The 17,351-nt window shown below is 38.1% G+C and carries 17 protein-coding genes and 1 riboswitch; of the genes, 9 read left to right on the forward strand and 8 right to left on the reverse strand.

Annotated features, from left to right (window positions below; translation table 11 throughout):
* Positions 1-110 precede the first annotated feature (110 nt).
* Positions 111-1,088, reverse strand: coding sequence for a transcriptional regulator EbgR (gene ebgR / locus OC457_RS06020; RefSeq protein ID WP_080174846.1), 978 nt, complete (start codon positions 1,086-1,088; stop codon positions 111-113).
* Between the two features lie 347 nt (positions 1,089-1,435).
* Here ebgR and OC457_RS06025 point away from each other — a divergent pair, with 347 nt between their 5' ends.
* From OC457_RS06025 to galM, 3 genes are all read left to right on the forward strand, one after another.
* Complete coding sequence (locus OC457_RS06025) at positions 1,436-2,497, forward strand: UDP-glucose--hexose-1-phosphate uridylyltransferase (RefSeq protein WP_080174847.1); 1,062 nt, start codon at positions 1,436-1,438, stop codon at positions 2,495-2,497.
* Positions 2,498-2,562: 65 nt separating this feature from the next.
* Positions 2,563-3,753 carry a galactokinase gene (gene galK / locus OC457_RS06030; protein WP_080174848.1) on the forward strand — a complete coding sequence of 397 codons (1,191 nt, stop codon included), beginning with the start codon at positions 2,563-2,565 and terminating at the stop codon, positions 3,751-3,753.
* A 16-nt stretch (positions 3,754-3,769) separates the two neighbouring features.
* Entirely contained in the window at positions 3,770-4,858 is a 1,089-nt protein-coding gene (gene galM, locus OC457_RS06035) for a galactose-1-epimerase (RefSeq protein ID WP_080174849.1), read from the forward strand.
* 84 nt (positions 4,859-4,942) lie between these two features.
* Here galM and OC457_RS06040 read toward each other — a convergent pair whose 3' ends face one another.
* Positions 4,943-5,461: a hypothetical protein gene (locus tag OC457_RS06040; RefSeq protein ID WP_080174850.1), complete on the reverse strand. Its 519-nt coding sequence runs from the start codon at positions 5,459-5,461 to the stop codon at positions 4,943-4,945.
* 232 nt (positions 5,462-5,693) lie between these two features.
* Between OC457_RS06040 and OC457_RS06045 the strand changes: the two genes are divergently transcribed.
* Complete coding sequence (locus OC457_RS06045; protein WP_080174851.1) at positions 5,694-6,050, forward strand: DsrE/DsrF/TusD sulfur relay family protein; 357 nt, start codon at positions 5,694-5,696, stop codon at positions 6,048-6,050.
* 94 nt (positions 6,051-6,144) lie between these two features.
* On the opposite strand, the gene OC457_RS06050 is transcribed toward OC457_RS06045, so the two are convergent.
* The gene (locus OC457_RS06050) at positions 6,145-7,173 is read right to left on the reverse strand and encodes a substrate-binding domain-containing protein (RefSeq protein ID WP_080174852.1); all 1,029 of its coding nucleotides are present in this window, start codon (positions 7,171-7,173) and stop codon (positions 6,145-6,147) included.
* Between the two features lie 198 nt (positions 7,174-7,371).
* Between OC457_RS06050 and OC457_RS06055 the strand changes: the two genes are divergently transcribed.
* The 5 genes from OC457_RS06055 (at position 7,372) to OC457_RS06075 (ending at position 10,547) form a co-directional block, all read left to right on the forward strand.
* Positions 7,372-7,704 carry a tRNA-binding protein gene (locus tag OC457_RS06055; RefSeq protein ID WP_080174853.1) on the forward strand — a complete coding sequence of 111 codons (333 nt, stop codon included), beginning with the start codon at positions 7,372-7,374 and terminating at the stop codon, positions 7,702-7,704.
* A 95-nt stretch (positions 7,705-7,799) separates the two neighbouring features.
* Positions 7,800-8,393: a transposase gene (locus OC457_RS06060; RefSeq protein WP_080174854.1), complete on the forward strand. Its 594-nt coding sequence runs from the start codon at positions 7,800-7,802 to the stop codon at positions 8,391-8,393.
* Positions 8,394-8,753: 360 nt separating this feature from the next.
* Entirely contained in the window at positions 8,754-9,095 is a 342-nt protein-coding gene (locus tag OC457_RS06065; protein ID WP_080174855.1) for a 5-carboxymethyl-2-hydroxymuconate Delta-isomerase, read from the forward strand.
* Positions 9,096-9,185: 90 nt separating this feature from the next.
* On the forward strand, positions 9,186-9,584 hold the full coding sequence (locus OC457_RS06070; RefSeq protein ID WP_080174856.1) for a cystatin domain-containing protein: 399 nt from the start codon (positions 9,186-9,188) through the stop codon (positions 9,582-9,584).
* Positions 9,585-9,896: 312 nt separating this feature from the next.
* The gene (locus tag OC457_RS06075; RefSeq protein ID WP_080174857.1) at positions 9,897-10,547 is read left to right on the forward strand and encodes a Qnr family pentapeptide repeat protein; all 651 of its coding nucleotides are present in this window, start codon (positions 9,897-9,899) and stop codon (positions 10,545-10,547) included.
* 66 nt (positions 10,548-10,613) lie between these two features.
* Here OC457_RS06075 and OC457_RS06080 read toward each other — a convergent pair whose 3' ends face one another.
* The 5 genes from OC457_RS06080 to ccoN form a co-directional block, all read right to left on the reverse strand.
* A complete protein-coding gene (locus tag OC457_RS06080) occupies positions 10,614-11,054 on the reverse strand; it encodes a VOC family protein (RefSeq protein WP_080174858.1) in 441 nt (146 codons plus the stop codon).
* Between the two features lie 100 nt (positions 11,055-11,154).
* Positions 11,155-12,738, reverse strand: a complete 1,584-nt coding sequence (locus OC457_RS06085) for a Na+/H+ antiporter NhaC family protein (RefSeq protein ID WP_080174859.1) — start codon at positions 12,736-12,738, stop codon at positions 11,155-11,157.
* Positions 12,739-12,821: 83 nt separating this feature from the next.
* Positions 12,822-12,996, reverse strand: a riboswitch (Lysine riboswitch).
* A 151-nt stretch (positions 12,997-13,147) separates the two neighbouring features.
* A complete protein-coding gene (ccoP, locus tag OC457_RS06090; protein WP_080174860.1) occupies positions 13,148-15,334 on the reverse strand; it encodes a cytochrome-c oxidase, cbb3-type subunit III in 2,187 nt (728 codons plus the stop codon).
* Positions 15,331-15,939: a cytochrome-c oxidase, cbb3-type subunit II gene (ccoO, locus tag OC457_RS06095; protein WP_080174876.1), complete on the reverse strand. Its 609-nt coding sequence runs from the start codon at positions 15,937-15,939 to the stop codon at positions 15,331-15,333. Before ccoO ends, ccoP begins: the two co-directional genes overlap by 4 nt.
* A complete protein-coding gene (gene ccoN / locus OC457_RS06100) occupies positions 15,932-17,350 on the reverse strand; it encodes a cytochrome-c oxidase, cbb3-type subunit I (protein ID WP_080174861.1) in 1,419 nt (472 codons plus the stop codon). Before ccoN ends, ccoO begins: the two co-directional genes overlap by 8 nt.
* Between the last annotated feature and the right edge of the window lies 1 nt (position 17,351).

Raw genomic sequence — 17,351 nt, forward strand, 5'->3', positions numbered from 1 at the left:
TTGTGGTTTATTTGAGTGATCTTACGCTTGTTTTAAACCACTGAGTAATTTAAAGGTAAAAAAAAACGACAAATCAATTGTCGTTTTTTATTTATTATTAGCAACTTATACTATTTTTTAGTGGTATCACGTAAAATTAATTGGCTAGGGACGAATACCCGTAATGGAATTGTTCGACCATCGCGACTACGTTCTAATAATAAATTAACACCTTGAGATCCCATTAGTTCTGAGTGGATTCTAAAGGTAGATAATGGTGGATAAGTAAACTTTGCAGTTGGAATATCATTAACACTGATTAAACTAATGTCATTCGGGATATTCAATCCACTTTCATGTATGGCACGTAATACACCAATAGCTATTGAGTCTGATGCAATAAATAAAGCATTAGGATGATCGGTTGCGAGCATTTTTTTCGCTAATGAATAGCCAGATTGACTACTAAAATCACCACGGTAGATATCTTTATCTGAAACAACACCTTTGAATTTGCCATATTCAGTAAATGTTAATTCACGAATGTCATATTTATCAGGGTTATCTTGACCACCAATAAATCCAATTCGCTGGTAGCCTTGTTGGGTAAAGTGATTAATAACTTCTTTGCTTATTCGTTCTAAATCAATATCAATACAATCAATATCAAGTTGGTGATCGGTGTAATCAATGTAAACCGTATTACTTGATAGGGCGCGAGCTGCGGCAAGATTGTTTTCACTGACTTGTCCTATTAGCAATATACCATCGATGGCTTTAGGGGCTGCGGCAATATTACATTCATAGATATTAGTCAGTTTAATACCTAACTTATCACATTGAGTATCAATCCCATGTCTAATTGCAAGATAGTATGGATCATCCACTTCAATATCTTGCTTGTAGTTATATAAAGCTAAAAAATGTAGGGTGTGTTTTTTAGCTGTTTTTCGAGATTGGTTAGGGGTGTATTCAAGCTGTTCTGCAATTTCAAATATTTTACGCTTAGTTTCATCTTTTACACTAAGGGTTGGATCATCGTTTAAAACACGGGAAACCGTCGCTAACGAGACGCCTGCTTTGGTTGCTATTTGTTTTAATGTTGCCATTTGTCCTCCGGCAATCCCTGCAACCTGAATCATGTTTGTTGTGTGTTTAAGGGACATGTAGTTATATTTTATAGAATTATAGTATCTATTTTTACTAAAAAATTCGAATAATTTAGTGTCTGTCAGTAAATATTTTATGAACAGAAGTTAGGTTGTTACTCGTCATGTAGCTAAAAGTATTGATTTATATTACGTGGATAAGCAATACCAATGGTCTTATCCTGTGACGATTAGCACTAATTATATTTTTTATGAAAACGTTTACACCATGTGCATTTGATCACGGAAGTGAATCTGAAATCACTTTAGACTTTTTAGCATTACAGAATCACAAGAGCTGAATTACTATGTCTGAATGTTTTGATCCGATTGACCATCCTCATCGTCGTTATAATCCGTTAACAGGGCAGTGGGTGTTAGTTTCACCTCACCGCGCTAAGCGTCCGTGGCAAGGTGCTGATGAGCAGCCACAACCGGAATCGAATGTTGCTTATGACGGTTCTTGTTTTTTATGCCCAACCAATACCCGTGTATCTGGTGATAAAAACCCAGATTACACTGGCACTTATGTTTTTAGTAATGATCACGCAGCATTAACTGCTGATACGCCAAGTGCGCCTGAAAATAGTAATCCATTATTTCGTTGCCAAAGTGCACGTGGTTTAAGCCGAGTTATTTGTTTTTCACCTCACCACAGTAAAACGCTGCCGCAATTATCAGTTGGCGCTATTCGTAAAGTGGTTGATACGTGGAATGAGCAGATTGAAGAGTTAGGTAAAGATTACGTTTGGGTGCAAGCATTTGAAAATAAGGGCTCGGTAATGGGGTGTTCACAACCACATCCCCATGGTCAAATTTGGGCTAATAGTTTTTTACCCAATGAAATTAGCCGTAAAGATGCTTTATTACGTGAATATTTTGCGCAGCATGGGACTAACTTATTAGTTGATTATGTTAATAGTGAGCTAGAAGATGGCTCCCGTACTGTAGTTGAAACTGAGCATTGGTTAGCGGTGGTACCTTATTGGGCGGCATGGCCATTTGAAACCATGTTATTACCTAAAACGCATATTCGCCGTATGGATGATCTCACTCAAGCCCAGCGTGATGATTTGGCTTTGGCGATTAAAAAATTAACCAGTCGTTACGATAATCTCTTTAAATGTTCTTTCCCTTATTCAATGGGATGGCATTACGCACCTTTCTTTGAATCTGATGCTAATTTTAGTGATACCTCAACCGATCACTGGCAGCTTCATGCGCTGTTTTATCCGCCATTATTGCGTTCAGCGACAGTGAAAAAGTTTATGGTGGGTTATGAAATGTTGGCTGAAAGTCAACGCGATTTAACCGCAGAACAAGCAGCAGAAAAATTACGCGCAGTCAGTGACGTACACTATTTAGATTAAGTGCTAAATGGTGTTAATAAATAACATTTTTTCTTGATAATCTTTGGTAATAGTAGGTAAAAATAATGACAACAAATCGTACTCAACACCTTATTGATAATGTATCAGCCGTTTTCTCTTCAGTATTAGGTTATGTAGCTAGTCATATTATTCAAGCACCTGGGCGTGTAAATATTATTGGTGAGCATACAGATTATAATGATGGTTTTGTGCTTCCTTGTGCCATTGATTATCAAGCAATAGTGGCAGCTTCACGTCGTGACGATAATATCGTGCGAGTAGTAGCGGTTGATTACAATAATGAAATAAGTGAATTTGATATTACTCAACCACTTGAATTTGATCAGCAATGCATGTGGGTAAATTACGTGCGTGGAGTGATTAAATGTCTACTTGAGCGCGGTTATGTACTTGGTGGTGCAGATATTGTTATTAGTGGTAATGTTCCACAAGGTGCTGGTTTAAGCTCTTCTGCTGCACTTGAAGTGGTCATTGGTCAAACATTTAAAGCGTTATTTGATCTTACTATTAGTCAGCAAGAAATAGCACTGAATGGTCAACAAGCAGAAAACCAGTTTGTTGGTTGTAATTGCGGCATTATGGATCAATTAATTTCAGCAGAAGGAGAGCAAAACCACGCACTATTAATTGATTGCCGATCGTTAGAAACAACGGCTGTTGCTATGCCTGAAGATATGGCGGTAGTGATCATTAATTCTAATAAGAAACGTGGCTTAGTGGATAGTGAATACAATACTCGCCGTGCACAATGTGAACAAGCTGCGGCTTTCTTTGGTGTACCAGCCTTACGTGATGTGACACTAGCGACATTTATCGCACGTGAAGCAGAACTTGAGCCGATGGTTGCTAAACGCGCACGTCATGTGATCACTGAAAATATGCGAACGGAACAAGCTGCTATCGCGTTAAGTAATGGCAATATGGCGTTGTTGGCAGAGCTGATGGCAGAGTCACATGCATCAATGCGTGATGATTTTGAAATTACGGTATCTGAAATTGATACGTTGGTTGATATGGTGAAAAGTGTTATTGGTAATCAAGGTGGCGTACGCATGACTGGCGGCGGCTTTGGTGGGTGTATTGTTGCATTAGTACCGCCAACATTTGTTAATGCTATTACGGCTGAAGTGAATGCTAAATATCAGGCAGCAACAGGCTTACAGGCAACCATTTATGTTTGTAAGGCAATGGCGGGCGCTGGGGTTATCAGTGAACAGAAGTTAGCGATAGCGTAATTTAAGGCGATTGAATATGTTAACTCACTTACCTCAACATGCTATTACCCTACATCAATCAATGACTGTTGATATGGCAGCTGATGGTTTACCTGCGAAACTGATCACCCTTGTTAATCAACACGGTATGTCAGTCACGCTAATGGATATTGGTGCCACATGGCTTAGTTGCTGTGTGCCAGTAACTGTTAATCAACAATCAGAGCTTAGAGAAGTTTTGCTTGGAGTCAGTACGCTGACTGATTTTTATCAGCAACGAGCGTATTTAGGTGCAACTGTTGGGCGTTATGCTAACCGTATTGCGGCAGGGAAATTTAGTATCGATGGTGAAGATTACCAAGTTTCAGTCAATCAAAATGGTAATTGTTTGCATGGCGGTGAAAATGGTTTTAATCATCGTCGTTGGCAAATGCAGCAAGTAAATGCCACTGAAGTACAATTTAGTTTGCTATCTGTTGATGGTGATATGGGATTTCCTGGTAATTTGCAGGTTGTTGTTACTTATACGCTGACTGAAAATAATGAGTTAACCATTCGATACAGCGCGGAAACGGATAAACCGACAGTGGTGAATCTTACTAATCATGGTTATTTTAATTTATTAGGGGCAGATAGTGGCGATGATTGTTTATCACATCAGTTAATGATCAATGCTGATCATTATTTGCCAACCGATCAGACAGGAATTCCATGGGGCGAATTTAAGACGGTTGAAGCAACAAGTTTTGATTTTCGCCAGCTTAAAAGGATTAATCAAGATTGGTTAGTCGATAATGATCAACAGCAAGCACAAGGGTACGATCATGCGTTTATATTACACCCAGATGTACGTCGTGCCACCACTGCTTGTGCAACGGCCATTGCACCTGATAACTCATTAATAATGGATGTATTAACGACTAAACCTGCGATGCAATTATATACAGGGAATTTTTTAGCCGGATGCCCAAATCAAATGGGTGGTGAGTATGTGAATTACAGTGGTTTTGCACTTGAAACGCAGTTTTTGCCAGATTCACCTAATCATCCAGAGTGGCAAGATAATGATGCTACTTTGCGGCCTAATGAACATTATCATTACTTAACCTGTTATCGGTTTCGTTAGTCATTAGTTTTATAATAAAGATAATTTTTACGCCTACAGTTTATAACTATGATGAGTTAATACTGTAGGCGTTTTTGTTGATGGTTATTTATTATAAAATGCATTAAGTTGTTGGATAATTTCATCTTTACCATCAACGTTGTGTAATTTTTTAACACTCTCATCGGGAATCTCAAAAATATGTTTAATCGCTTCAGCGCTGGCATTAGAAATACCATTAGTGCGATATTCTAAGCGTTGGTGAATTAACCGATCTGATGTCGTAACATAAATCATATCGATATTGCTAATATGCTGACGAATGTAATCACGGTGCTTTTTCTTGTATGCTCCTTGCGTGATCACTAGACGCGGATAAATAGCGCGATAGTAGTTAATTTTATCTACAATACGACAAAAAAATTGGTCTCGCATTTCTTCAGTGAAAGGCTGTTTAGCAGCAATAACCTGATGCATCTCGTCAGTAAGATCATCATCAGCATGATAAACAAACCATTCATGATGTGCGCCAATGACGTCACCGACAAATGACTTTCCAGCACCCGATAAACCAAACAAAAACAGTACTGATGGGGCAGAAGTTAGTTGAAGGCGATGGCTCATTAAATGCTCTCTGTAAATGACGATTAGATTATGGCAATTGCATTTAACATACAATTACTCGCTGGGACGTTAATGTGCCAAATTATTGCGGCAGTTAAAAGTTTAAAATTACAAAAAATACCGATAAAGAATAAAAAATAGACATTAGGTGCGGTTTACATTCATAAATAACTCCTAGCGATAAATTTCATGGTAAAACAGTAGTCGAAAAACTAGAAGGGATCGAAAAATAATGCAAACAATACTAATGATAATTAATGATGCGCCTTATGGATCAGAACGTCCATTTAATGCATTGCGCCTCGCGATAAAATTGAACGAGCAAGAAGCTGAACCGGTAGCTGTGAAAGTTTTTTTAATGTCAGATGCTGTAACGTGTGCACTGGAAAAACAATCGCCAACGGAAGGTTATGATATTCAACAAATGGTTGAGATTGTTTTAGCACAAGGTGGTGAAGTTAAGCTGTGCAAAACGTGTTGTGCTGCGCGTGGACTAACAGCATTACCTTTAATTGAAGATGTCGTTCTTGCAACATTGGATGATTTAGCAGAATGGACACTTGCAGCTGATAAAGTGTTTACATTTTAAAGTATCATCGTTAAACAATAACCGCGCAAGTGACAGTGTCACCTGTGCGGTTATATCACCGTGACATAGAAATACAGTTAGAATAGAGGGTCGACTATTGAGGAGTCATTACTGATAAACGTTTCACTAAGGTCGGTACAAATAGATGCGTAATATTTGAATCAGCTTTAGTGGTATCGAGTGTTGATTGTTTAGCCGCCGTCGCTAATTGAAAAGCCAATTGCGTTGCTTGTTCTGCCATGATTTGAATGGGGTAGCGCACTGTTGTTAGTTTCGGATGCAGATATTTAGCAATTAAGCCGTCATCAAAGCCAATTAAAGACATCTGATTTGGTACGGTTAAACCATTTCCCTCAAGCACAGATAAACATCCTGCCGCCATATAATCGTTATAAGCTGCGATAGCTGTAATAGGTAGATTTTTAGTCAAAAGGTTAGTCATTGCTATTTCGCCGCCATCTTCATCTGGCGTACCATATTCAATATAATTTTGTGGTGCAGTGAGTTGATGTGCTTGTAATGCGTCTAAATAGCCTTGCTTACGCTGTTCAGTATCTTCAATATCATGATTAGAGCAAATATAGCCAATATGCTGGTGGCCATGTTTAATTAATAGCTCTGTGGCTAAATAAGATCCTCGATGGTTATCAAGAGCAATGCAGCGATCAGCGATCTCAGGAATAAAGCGATTGATAAGCACCATTCCTGGTACTTCTTGTGCGTAAGCGATTAATTCATCATTAGATAAACTTTTACTGTGAATAATTAATGTATCACAGCGGCTATTGATCAATAATTCAATAACATCACGTTCACTGTCGGCATTATGGTAGCCATTACCGATCAATAAATGCTTATTGTGTTGACGAGCAATATTATCGATCGATTTGATCATCGCGCCAAAGAAAGGATCAGAAACATCACCGACTAAGACCCCAATGGTATTGGTTGATTGGCTGACTAATGCTCGAGCATTGGCATTGGGACGATAACCTAGTGTTTTCATTGCTTGCGTTACTGCGGTAATAGCAGCTTCACTTGCTTTTGGTGATTTATTGATCACCCTAGATACGGTTGCGACAGATACATCGGCGAGTTTCGCCACATCTTTGATTGTTGCCATGATCACCTCTTTGCTGTTAAAGCTATTAAACTACGGTTGTGTAAATAACGCAATTTAACTGTGTGATATAGCTAGCTAATTCGAAATGATATTCTTTGTAAATCAAGATTTAATTGATAATGTAAACGTTAACATACTGTATGTGTATATCATGATTAATAATGAGCTTAATTGATTATTAAGTGCAAAGGAGATTCCATGGACACCATTTCATACGCAGATTTCGCTAAATTAGATATTCGTGTGGGTAAAATTATTGATGTTGTTCGTCATGACAATGCCGATAAGCTTTATATTGTTCAAATTGAAGTGGGTGAGACTAAGCTACAAACGGTAACAAGCTTAGTACCTTATTATACTGAAGAGCAATTGTTAGGTAAGCAAGTGGTAGTGCTGTGTAATTTAGCAAAAGCCAAGATGCGCGGTGAAACATCTGAGTGCATGTTGCTATGTGCTGAAACGGATGATGAATCTGAAAGCGTATTGCTAACCCCTGAACGTTTAATGGCAACAGGTGTTAAGATTGTTTAATTGCTTTTTATAATACTAAAAGCAGGGTAGTGGCGAGAGTGGTTTTTATTATTTGCGTAGCTATAAATTACTTATTCGTCACTATTAGCTGGTTTATGCGCTGTTTAAATGAAGAGATCGCGCGAAAGGCTAATAAAGAAGATCAATGTAAAGGCGCATTTTGGGAAGGACGGTTTAAGTCGCAAGCTCTTTTGGATCAACAAGCATTACTTTCGTGCATGATGTACGTTGATTTAAATCCTATTAGGGCGGGCGTGGCACCATCATTAGAGCAATCAGATTTCACCTCGATTCAGCAGCGCATTCGCGAATATCATCAACCTAAAATCTCTCGCTCAAATAAAGCATCACCCAGCGCTAACCATTTTCAATTATTACCTTTTGTAGGCGCTGAGCACTCAGCTAAAACAGCTGGAATAAACGTTGCTTTTGCCGATTACCTCGAACTTATTGACTGGACAGGCCGATGTCTTCGTAATGATAAAAAAGGCTTTATTGCATCTAACCAGCCCAAGATTTTACAACAATTGGGAATAACGTCAGACGCTTGGCTTGAGCACAGTGAACAGTTTATGGAGCGTTATGCCAATGTAAGCGGAAAATGGTCTCGAATGTGTGCTTTCAAACAACATGCAGGTGGGCATTGGTGTAAAGGGAAGTCGGCGAGTCACCAGTTACATCCCAAATAATAAAGTTTCTTATCATCAGATGAAAATACTGCAATAACGATCAATATTGTGGATTTTGTTGATCCTGAAATATAGAAATAGAATTGATTTAACCAAGAATGTAAAAAATAAGCAGTAATTTTTATAGTAAATAGCATTTTTTTTAGTGAGATGATTTATTTTTGAGGGGCGCGATTGAAGAATAAAACATATGGCTGTCCACAATATAACCACAATATACATGGGGCATTGATCACAGATTGATACATTAGTGATTAAAACCTAAGTTAGTGAACTAATATTCGTCATATTAAGGCGTTATGATATTTATTTGGTACTAATATAACAAAAAATTATCTGCATTAAATAGGGAGTAATAATATGCCGCATTGTATCGTGGAATACGCCAAGGATTTAGAAAATGACATTGATTTAAATGAATTAATGACGACTACGCATTTTTCTATTTTTAGTTCAGGTATTTTTGAAGAAGAAGATATAAAAACTCGACTTATTCCTTATGAGATTTATCGTACGGGAACAATAGCAAAGCCATTTGTACATATTACATTACGTATTTTACCGGGTCGTTCTGAGCAACAGAAAGATACCTTATCAGAGCTGATATTGCATAATGTTGCTTCAATGTTTCATTCTGATATAGCAATTAGTGTTGAGATTGAAGATATTAATCAGCAAGCTTATCGAAAATATGTAGTATAAATTTGCAAGTTAAGTTTTTTTTCAAATTTATTTGCAATGAACACTGTTTTTATGTTGTCATATACCTGTATTTTATAAATAGGAAAAGTCATGAATAAGAAACTTCTGGTTGTTGCTTTGGGGTCATTAGCGTTAGTCGCATGTAGTGCACAAGACATTGAAACAACTACCGAGGCAAATATGCAAACGGGTTGTGACTATACTCACGCAATTCCTGGCGGTTGGCAGCAAGGTGAGATCACACCTGAAGTAACAGCTGCAGCACAAGCAGCGGTAAAAGAAATTGTAGGTGATCACCAGCTGAAAAATGTTATTCGTGTTACTCAACAAGTTGTTGCTGGCATGAATTATAACGTGACATTTTCAATCGAAAATCATGATGTTTATACAGCGAAAGTCTTTCGTAGTTTAAAAAATACGTATACCGTTGAGTCTGTAAGTAAGAACGTTGGTTCAGCTTCAAATTGTGATGTATCTAATCATTTATAGATTATGGTTGTTATTTAGCCATTCATCTTTAATGAAAAACAGCCACTAATATTGATCGTTTATCAATATTAGTGGCTGTTTTTTTATGTCTATTTTTAGTCGGCTAATATTACTTTTATAGCGTGATAGTAAAAACAATAACCGTTCGTACTTTTTCAATTAAATAAAGCGGTTAACCTACCTTGTAGACGCTAGATTTGGCTATTTAAGTTAATACAAAAAACACTTATTTGTTCACTTTTTTTACTGGTAATTAATGGTTTGTTGTTATTAATATAAGCCTGTTTTTAGACTTAAATAGAGTAATTATTGATGCATGTAGCAAAAAAACAATTCGATGGTGAAGTCTTTTCTCATCAAGATTTAAGTGAAGCAACCTTTGAACAATGTCAGTTTTATCGCTGTGATTTTTCACGTGCAAACTTAACTGATGCTTGTTTTGTTGATTGTAGCTTTATTGAAGCAGGAGAGACTGACGGTTGCAGTTTTGTTTATGCGAAATTAAAAGATGCCAGTTTTAAAGGTTGTAATTTAGCGATGGCAAATTTTCGTAATGCACAATGCTTTGGTGTTGAATTACACCAATGTAATCTTAAGGGGGCTGATTTCCATTATGCGTCTTTTGCTAATTATATTACTCAACACTCCTTTTTTTGTTCGGCATTTATATCTGGATGCAATTTAAGTTATGCTAATTTAGAGAGTGTGATGCTTGAAAAATGTGAGCTATTTGAAAACCGTTGGCGTGGCGCTAATTTAACGGGAGTATCATTTAAAGGTTCTGATTTAAGTCGTGGTGAATTTTCAAGTGAACAATGGCAACAAGCGATATTTAATGACGCCAACTTATGCCATGTTGATCTTGATGATGTTGATGTTCGTCGAGTTTCTTTGGAAGGCGTTCAAATTTGTGATTGGCAACAAGAGCAACTTTTGGGAAATTTAGGCATAGTTGTTTTATAGGCTGTTTGACTGATGAATAATTACCACAGGAATACCGGATATACCTGTGGCTGCATTGATTAACGGTTACCATTCACCAATGTTAGGTTGTGAAAGCCATGGTTCAGTAGGGGATAATGGTTCACCTTTTTGTAGTAATTCAATTGAAATACCATCAGGAGAACGAACAAAGGCCATGTGACCATCACGAGGTGGGCGATTAATCGTAACGCCACTGTCTTGTAAGTGCTGACATAATTGGTAAATATCATCAACACGGAAGGCAAGATGACCAAAATTACGGCCCCCCCTATAAGCTTCAGTATCCCAATTATAGGTTAATTCTAATAATGGTGATTGTGTTTGAGCTGCTGCTTGCGCTTGTACGGGTGCGGCTAAAAATACTAAGGTAAAACGCCCACGTTCACTTTCTTTTCTATTTGTTTCAACTAACCCTAATTGATTACAGTAAAAATTCAGTGAGGCATTCAAATCACTGACACGTACCATAGTGTGTAAATATTCCATTACTTATCTCCTGAACAAAAAAATCCCCGTTGTTTAGTGCGTTAGAATAAATCAAATAAGCACGAAAACGAACGGGGATCATCGTTAATAATGGTTGTTTTTAATTAACAGCCGTTACCAACTGTAGTTTCTTATCTTGGCGCACATGATAGACACAGCAACCGATGAACCAGACTGAGCTTACTGCAATACCGATAACCGTTGAGCCTGTAATACCCATGGCAAGGTAACCAAGGAAAGCACCAAAAGCGACAGTTAATGCATAAGGTAGCTGGGTCATAACATGATCCATATGGTGACTCCCTGCGCCAGTTGCCGACAAAATACTGGTACTTGAAATCGGCGAACTGTGATCACCAAAAACTGAGCCTGCTAATACTGCTGATAGCATAGGCATTAATAAGTTAACGTCACTTGCAATCGCCATATCACCAGCTAATGGTAACATGATGCCAAATGTTCCCCAGCTAGTACCAGTAGCAAAAGACATACCACATGATAACAAGAATACTAATGCTGGTAGTAACTCAACAGGTAGTCCATATTTAGTTAATGATGCTAAGTATTGTCCTGTTTGCATGTCGCTTACAACAGTACCAATTGTCCATGCAAATAACAGAATGATAATAGCTGGCATCATCGCTTGAACACCTTGAGGTGCCGCTGTTAACCATGTTTTTAGTGGTAACTTTAAACGCAGTGCCAATACAATGGATACTGCAAGACTACATAATGCTGCATAAACCAGTGATGAACCGACATCAGTATGTTCAATAGAGCCGATTAAGCTAAATACTTGACCTTTAGCTGCTAAGACTTCTGCGCCGCTAATGATCATAAATACAACGCTTGAAACGGTTAGTGTTAGAATTGGTAATACCATATCAATCATGGTGCCATTACCTTCACCTTCAGTGGTGATTTCTAATCCTTTTGGATGACCTTTAGATTCATCCCAAAGTTGTCCCTCACGTGCACGTTGTTCGTGCTTACGCATTGGACCAATATCAAGTTGGAATGTAATAACCACAAGTACCATCAATAAGGTAAATACTGCGTACAGGTTCATTGGAATCATCTGTACGAACAATGAGATAGGGCTTGTTTCTGTAATATCGTTAGTGACTAAAATACCGCCAAGGATCGCAATAATATAAGCACCCCAAGATGAAATAGGGGTAATAACACATACTGGCGCTGCTGTTGAATCTAGCAGGTAAGCCAATTTTGCACGTGAAATTTGAAAACGGTCGGTTACAGGACGACAAATAGGACCAACAGATAAGCTGTGGAAAAAGTCATCAATAAAGAAAGCAAACACCATCATACCCGTTAAGATATTAGCACTACGACGATCTTTACAACGACGAACACCCCATTCAGCAAATGCTTTGGTTGCGCCAGTTGCGGTCATTAAGCTAATTAAACCACCCAGTAATAACATGAATAATAACATGTTAACGTTACTGGTATTGATCGCACCATCAGCCCAAACTAAGCCAAGAATTTGATGTAAAAGATATTGTAGTGCTGCGAGTGGGTTGTAATTATTTAAAAGGAATGATCCTGCAAGAATACCAGCACCTAAAGATAACAATACGCGGCGGGTAGTAATTGCAAGAATAACAGCCAGTAGCGCGGGAACTACTGATAATAGTGAATCAGAATATTGGATTAAATTCATGGATCTCTTAAACACCTATAATAAGGTGGAGATCTACCGAAAGGATAGAGAAACAGATTTCTTGAGAAATAATACTTCTTATCCCTTAGGGTAGCGCTCCATAGACAACATAACTATGGCAGTTCGGCACTTATTAAATGCAGAACCAGCGATTATTGATGACTCAATAATTACTTCGGCGCTGACTCCTTTCTTCGGTTCTCATTGGGGATCTCCCTCCAACCGAATACTCTTAGGCAGCGCGCCTCTACTCAAAGGATTAGTCTTGACTATACCTAGATATTTCTCACAAGCAATAAAAAATAACGCTTAATTGTGTAATAGGCTTAAAATTCAGCATTTCAACTAACTGATTATAGTTTCAATCAGTTAGCGCATATCTTTTCTGTTATTGTTGCATATCGTTTCGTTATTCGGGATTATTATTCATCGGTTGGGTCAGATTATGAATATTACCTGCAAATCCGGCTTTGATAAGATCTTTACGAATTTTGGTTACTTGATTTTCTGTCACAGGAATATCTCTTCCGCCTAATTTTTGACGTACAAAGGTAATTAATTGTGCCAAATCAGCATCATTTAATACCGTATTAAAACTACTCATAGGCATAAAATCTATTTCTTGTTCTAAGTAACTCGGTGCTAAACCTCGAATAGTAACTGCAATGGTATCATAAGGGTCTTTATGCATAATGATGCCATTATTGAGTAGTGTCGGAGCAATACCTTTACGGCCTTTGCCATCAGGACCATGACAAGCACCACAGGTTTGAATATAAAGCCCATAAAGTTGTTGTTCTTTGGTTTGTTGAGCCGCAGGACCTTCAGCTAAGTCTGGATCTTGAATATTTATTTGTACTGGAATTAAATGACCAAACCCTGGTGGTGTTATTTGACCGACTGATTTATCAAGTACGTTATATTTATCCCCAGTAATCAGATATTCGGCAATGGCGCTGACATCTTCACGGGTTAAGTAACGCGTACTATTTTTTACAACTTCTGCCATGCCGCCAAATGCGGTGCCTTTTTCGGAATGACCTGTTTTAAGAAAGTCAGTTAATGAATTAACATTCCAACGATCTTGATAAAGTTCTGTAGCGGTAATATTGGGTGCTTTCCAGCCATCAATTAAATTACCTTGAAATAATTTATCAGCAATTAAAGCTTGGGCGATATTTCTTGGTGTATGACATTCAGAACAGTGGCCTAAACTCATGGTTAGATATTTACCTCTACGCCAAGATTCAGTACTGTCAGCGGGATACTCTAGTGGTTTATTATTAAGAAAGGCAATATTCCAGCCTAATAATCCTAAGCGAATATTACTTGGGAACATCATCTGATTATCTAGGTTACGGGTATTAACATAGTTAAGTGATTGCATGTATGCCCATAATGCTTTGGTGTCAGCATCAGTAATATATTGATAAGAAGAGTAGGGCATTGCAGGGTAAAGATAACCGTGTTTGCCTTTACCTTTGTGTAGAGCATCATAAAAGTCAGCATAGGTGTAGTCACCAATGCCAAATTCTGGGTGCGATGAAATATTAGTGGAATACAATGTACCAAATGGTGTTACAAAACCTAGACCACCACCAAATAATTCTCCACCTTCGCCGGTATGGCAAGCAACACAGTCACCAGCGTAAGCGAGATATTGCCCTTGAGCGATTTGCTCTTTATTTAAGGCAGAAACTACAGATTTACGCAGAGTATTTTGATGGCGAATATAAGCGCCTAATGCTTGAATTTCAACATCAGAGAGTTGTTGGGAAAAGGCAGGTATAACGTTATCTAAGCCATTGTTTAATGTATGAATAATACCATCAATACTGCCGTCGTGGAGCCAGATATTATCCGTTAAGTTTGGTGCGCCAAGTAATTGATTACCTTGTGCGTTGCTGCCATGGCAACCTACACAATATTTATTAAATCCCGCTTTGCCCTGTTGTAATGCAAAGGCGGGAGCTGAAATTATGCGATCTTGTTGTAATGAGGCAATATAGGTGGCGATATGATGAATATCTTCAGTGGACAAGATGGTTTTCCAACCTGGCATAACACCATTGCGACCTTTAGTAATAGAATGATAAATATCTTTATCTGTACCGCCATAAAGCCAAACATCATCAGTTAGATTAGGGAAGTGGGTTTGACCTTCTGCTTCACTTAAATGACAGGCAGCACAATGAGTTTGGAATAATGCGTTACCAGTATTGACTATTGTTGGATTTTGACTAAGTTGTTGGTATGAACCTTTACTTAATTTTGCTTGTGCAATTTGGGCTTTTAAATTAGTTGGATGGGGTTGAGTTGCTTCGCTGGCTGAGTTCCATCCCATTAATCCTTTCCAGTTACCAAGTCCAGGATAAAGCACTAAAAAGACTATTGCTAATAGAAACGCAATCCCATAAGAGAACAGTAATAATTTAGGGACTGCTGCATCGTTTTCTTTAATATTATCAAAACTATCAACCGTCTTATTTTTATCTGCAGTATGATTTTTTTGCCAATAATAAACCACGACAATGAGCATGAAAATCAAAAAAAGTAAAGTCAGTAAGGTAACCCAATTACTCCAGAAAGTGTTCATTGCTGTACTCCCTGATCGTGTCCCAGACTTTGCAAATAAGCAATCAGCGCTTCAGCTTTGGTATGGCCTTTGACGGCAAGGCGAGCTTGTTGTATTTCTTTGTCATTATAAGGTACACCAAGAATGCGTAATGCTTTGAGCTTAGCTGTTGTATCTTCACCATCGAGCACTTGTTCAAATAACCATGGATAGGCTGGCATGATTGAGGTGGGCACAACATCACGAGGATTATTTAGATGTATCGCATGCCATTGATCAGAGTACTTACGTCCCAGATTGGTGAGATCAGGACCTGTACGTTTCGATCCCCATAAATTAGGAAATTCATAAATATCATCACTTTCTTTGCTATAGCGACCATAACGTTTTACTTCTGCATCTAGAGGTCGCACCATCATAGTATGGCAGGTGTGACAACCTTCACTGATATAGGTATCACGACCTTCAACTTCTAGCGCCGTTAGTGGTTTGGCACTGGATTCTGCAATAAGTTTATTCTGATAAAAGAATGCAGGCAGTACCCAAACAAGAAAAGAAATACTGGCAACAATGACGGTGGAAATAATTAAGATAAACACCGATTGTGTGAAATCTTTATTAAGCATGTTCATTGATTTCCTCCGTCGAGGATGGGGTTATTAATGGCTGTTTAAGGGTTCGATAAAGGTTGTATATCATTAGCACTAACCCAAAGACAAAGCTGACACCACCAATAAAACGCGCCAGCATCCATGGTGAAGAAAAGTTCATTGCCTCCACAAAGCTATAGGTTAAGCTACCATTAGGTTGTTGTTGTAACCACATATAACCCTGACCAATGCCCGCGATCCATAGTGCAACCGCATAAATAAGAATACCTGTATGTGCGAACCAAAAATGCCATTTAACCAAGCGGTTAGACCATAATTGCTGGTGGCCCCAAAGACGTGGAATAAAATAATAAAATACCGCAATAGCTGACATACCCACCCAGCCTAATGCGGCTGAATGTACATGGCCAATAATCCAATCCGTATTATGCGCAATCATATTAAACCAACGAATAGCCAGTAGTGGGCCTTCAAATGTCGCTAGCGCATAATAGACAATAGCAGAGAAAAAGAACCACATAATGTAGTCATGCTTAAGTTTAGGTTTATTACTTAATAAGGTCATAATGCTATTAAATGCGCCCCCCCAAGAAGGAAGCCATAGAATGAGTGACATTACGATCCCAAGGTTTTGAAGCCAATCGGGAACAGATGAATAAATAAGATGGTGTGTACCTGCCCACGTATAAAAGCCGACTAAGCCCCAAAAGTGAATAACAGATAAACGGTAAGAGTAAATAGGGCGGTTGGATATTTTAGGAATAAAATAGTAGTTCATTCCAATAATACCTGCTGTAAGAAGGAAGCCGACGGCATTGTGCCCCCACCACCATTGCACAATAGCATCTTCGGCGCCTGAATATATAGAATATGATTTCCACAAGGTCACGGGTAGTTCAAGATTATTGACGATAAAAATCATCGCAATAACTAAAATAAATGCACCATAAAACCAATTAGCTACAAAAATATGGGATACAGTTCTTTTAGCTATCGTGCCAAAAAACAAAATGGCATATAAAACCCAAACTACAGCTATTAAAATATCAATCGGCCATTCAAGTTCGGCATATTCTTTTGAGGTGGTAAAACCAAGTGGTAGTGTAATAACGGCAAGGATTAATACAAGTTGCCAACCATAATAAACAAACCATGATAGGCTGTAGTTAAATAAGGGAACTTTACAGGTTCTCTGTACGATATAAAGTGAAGTCCCCATTAAGATATTGACAACAAAACCAAAAATAATACCGTTAGTATGCAATGGGCGCAAACGACCAAACTGAAAATATTCAGAGTTTAAATTAAGAGCAGGCCAGTAGAGTTGTCCAGCAAGAATAACGCCTATTGTCATGGCAACCAGACCCCAGATAACACTGGTTACCATGAAGAATTTAACAACTTTATAATTGTATTGAATATCCATT

It is taken from the genome of Photobacterium toruni (assembly GCF_024529955.1).
Lineage (GTDB): Bacteria > Pseudomonadota > Gammaproteobacteria > Enterobacterales > Vibrionaceae > Photobacterium > Photobacterium toruni.

Bases quoted from the DNA above. Each gene is read 5' to 3' on its own strand.
- ebgR (WP_080174846.1), bottom strand. From the start codon at position 1,088: ATGGCAACATTAAAACAAATAGCAACCAAAGCAGGCGTCTCGTTAGCG.
- OC457_RS06025 (WP_080174847.1), top strand. From the start codon at position 1,436: ATGTCTGAATGTTTTGATCCGATTGACCATCCTCATCGTCGTTATAAT.
- galK (WP_080174848.1), top strand. From the start codon at position 2,563: ATGACAACAAATCGTACTCAACACCTTATTGATAATGTATCAGCCGTT.
- galM (WP_080174849.1), top strand. From the start codon at position 3,770: ATGTTAACTCACTTACCTCAACATGCTATTACCCTACATCAATCAATG.
- OC457_RS06040 (WP_080174850.1), bottom strand. From the start codon at position 5,461: ATGAGCCATCGCCTTCAACTAACTTCTGCCCCATCAGTACTGTTTTTG.
- OC457_RS06045 (WP_080174851.1), top strand. From the start codon at position 5,694: ATGCAAACAATACTAATGATAATTAATGATGCGCCTTATGGATCAGAA.
- OC457_RS06050 (WP_080174852.1), bottom strand. From the start codon at position 7,173: ATGGCAACAATCAAAGATGTGGCGAAACTCGCCGATGTATCTGTCGCA.
- OC457_RS06055 (WP_080174853.1), top strand. From the start codon at position 7,372: ATGGACACCATTTCATACGCAGATTTCGCTAAATTAGATATTCGTGTG.
- OC457_RS06060 (WP_080174854.1), top strand. From the start codon at position 7,800: ATGCGCTGTTTAAATGAAGAGATCGCGCGAAAGGCTAATAAAGAAGAT.
- OC457_RS06065 (WP_080174855.1), top strand. From the start codon at position 8,754: ATGCCGCATTGTATCGTGGAATACGCCAAGGATTTAGAAAATGACATT.
- OC457_RS06070 (WP_080174856.1), top strand. From the start codon at position 9,186: ATGAATAAGAAACTTCTGGTTGTTGCTTTGGGGTCATTAGCGTTAGTC.
- OC457_RS06075 (WP_080174857.1), top strand. From the start codon at position 9,897: ATGCATGTAGCAAAAAAACAATTCGATGGTGAAGTCTTTTCTCATCAA.
- OC457_RS06080 (WP_080174858.1), bottom strand. From the start codon at position 11,054: ATGGAATATTTACACACTATGGTACGTGTCAGTGATTTGAATGCCTCA.
- OC457_RS06085 (WP_080174859.1), bottom strand. From the start codon at position 12,738: ATGAATTTAATCCAATATTCTGATTCACTATTATCAGTAGTTCCCGCG.
- ccoP (WP_080174860.1), bottom strand. From the start codon at position 15,334: ATGAACACTTTCTGGAGTAATTGGGTTACCTTACTGACTTTACTTTTT.
- ccoO (WP_080174876.1), bottom strand. From the start codon at position 15,939: ATGCTTAATAAAGATTTCACACAATCGGTGTTTATCTTAATTATTTCC.
- ccoN (WP_080174861.1), bottom strand. From the start codon at position 17,350: ATGGATATTCAATACAATTATAAAGTTGTTAAATTCTTCATGGTAACC.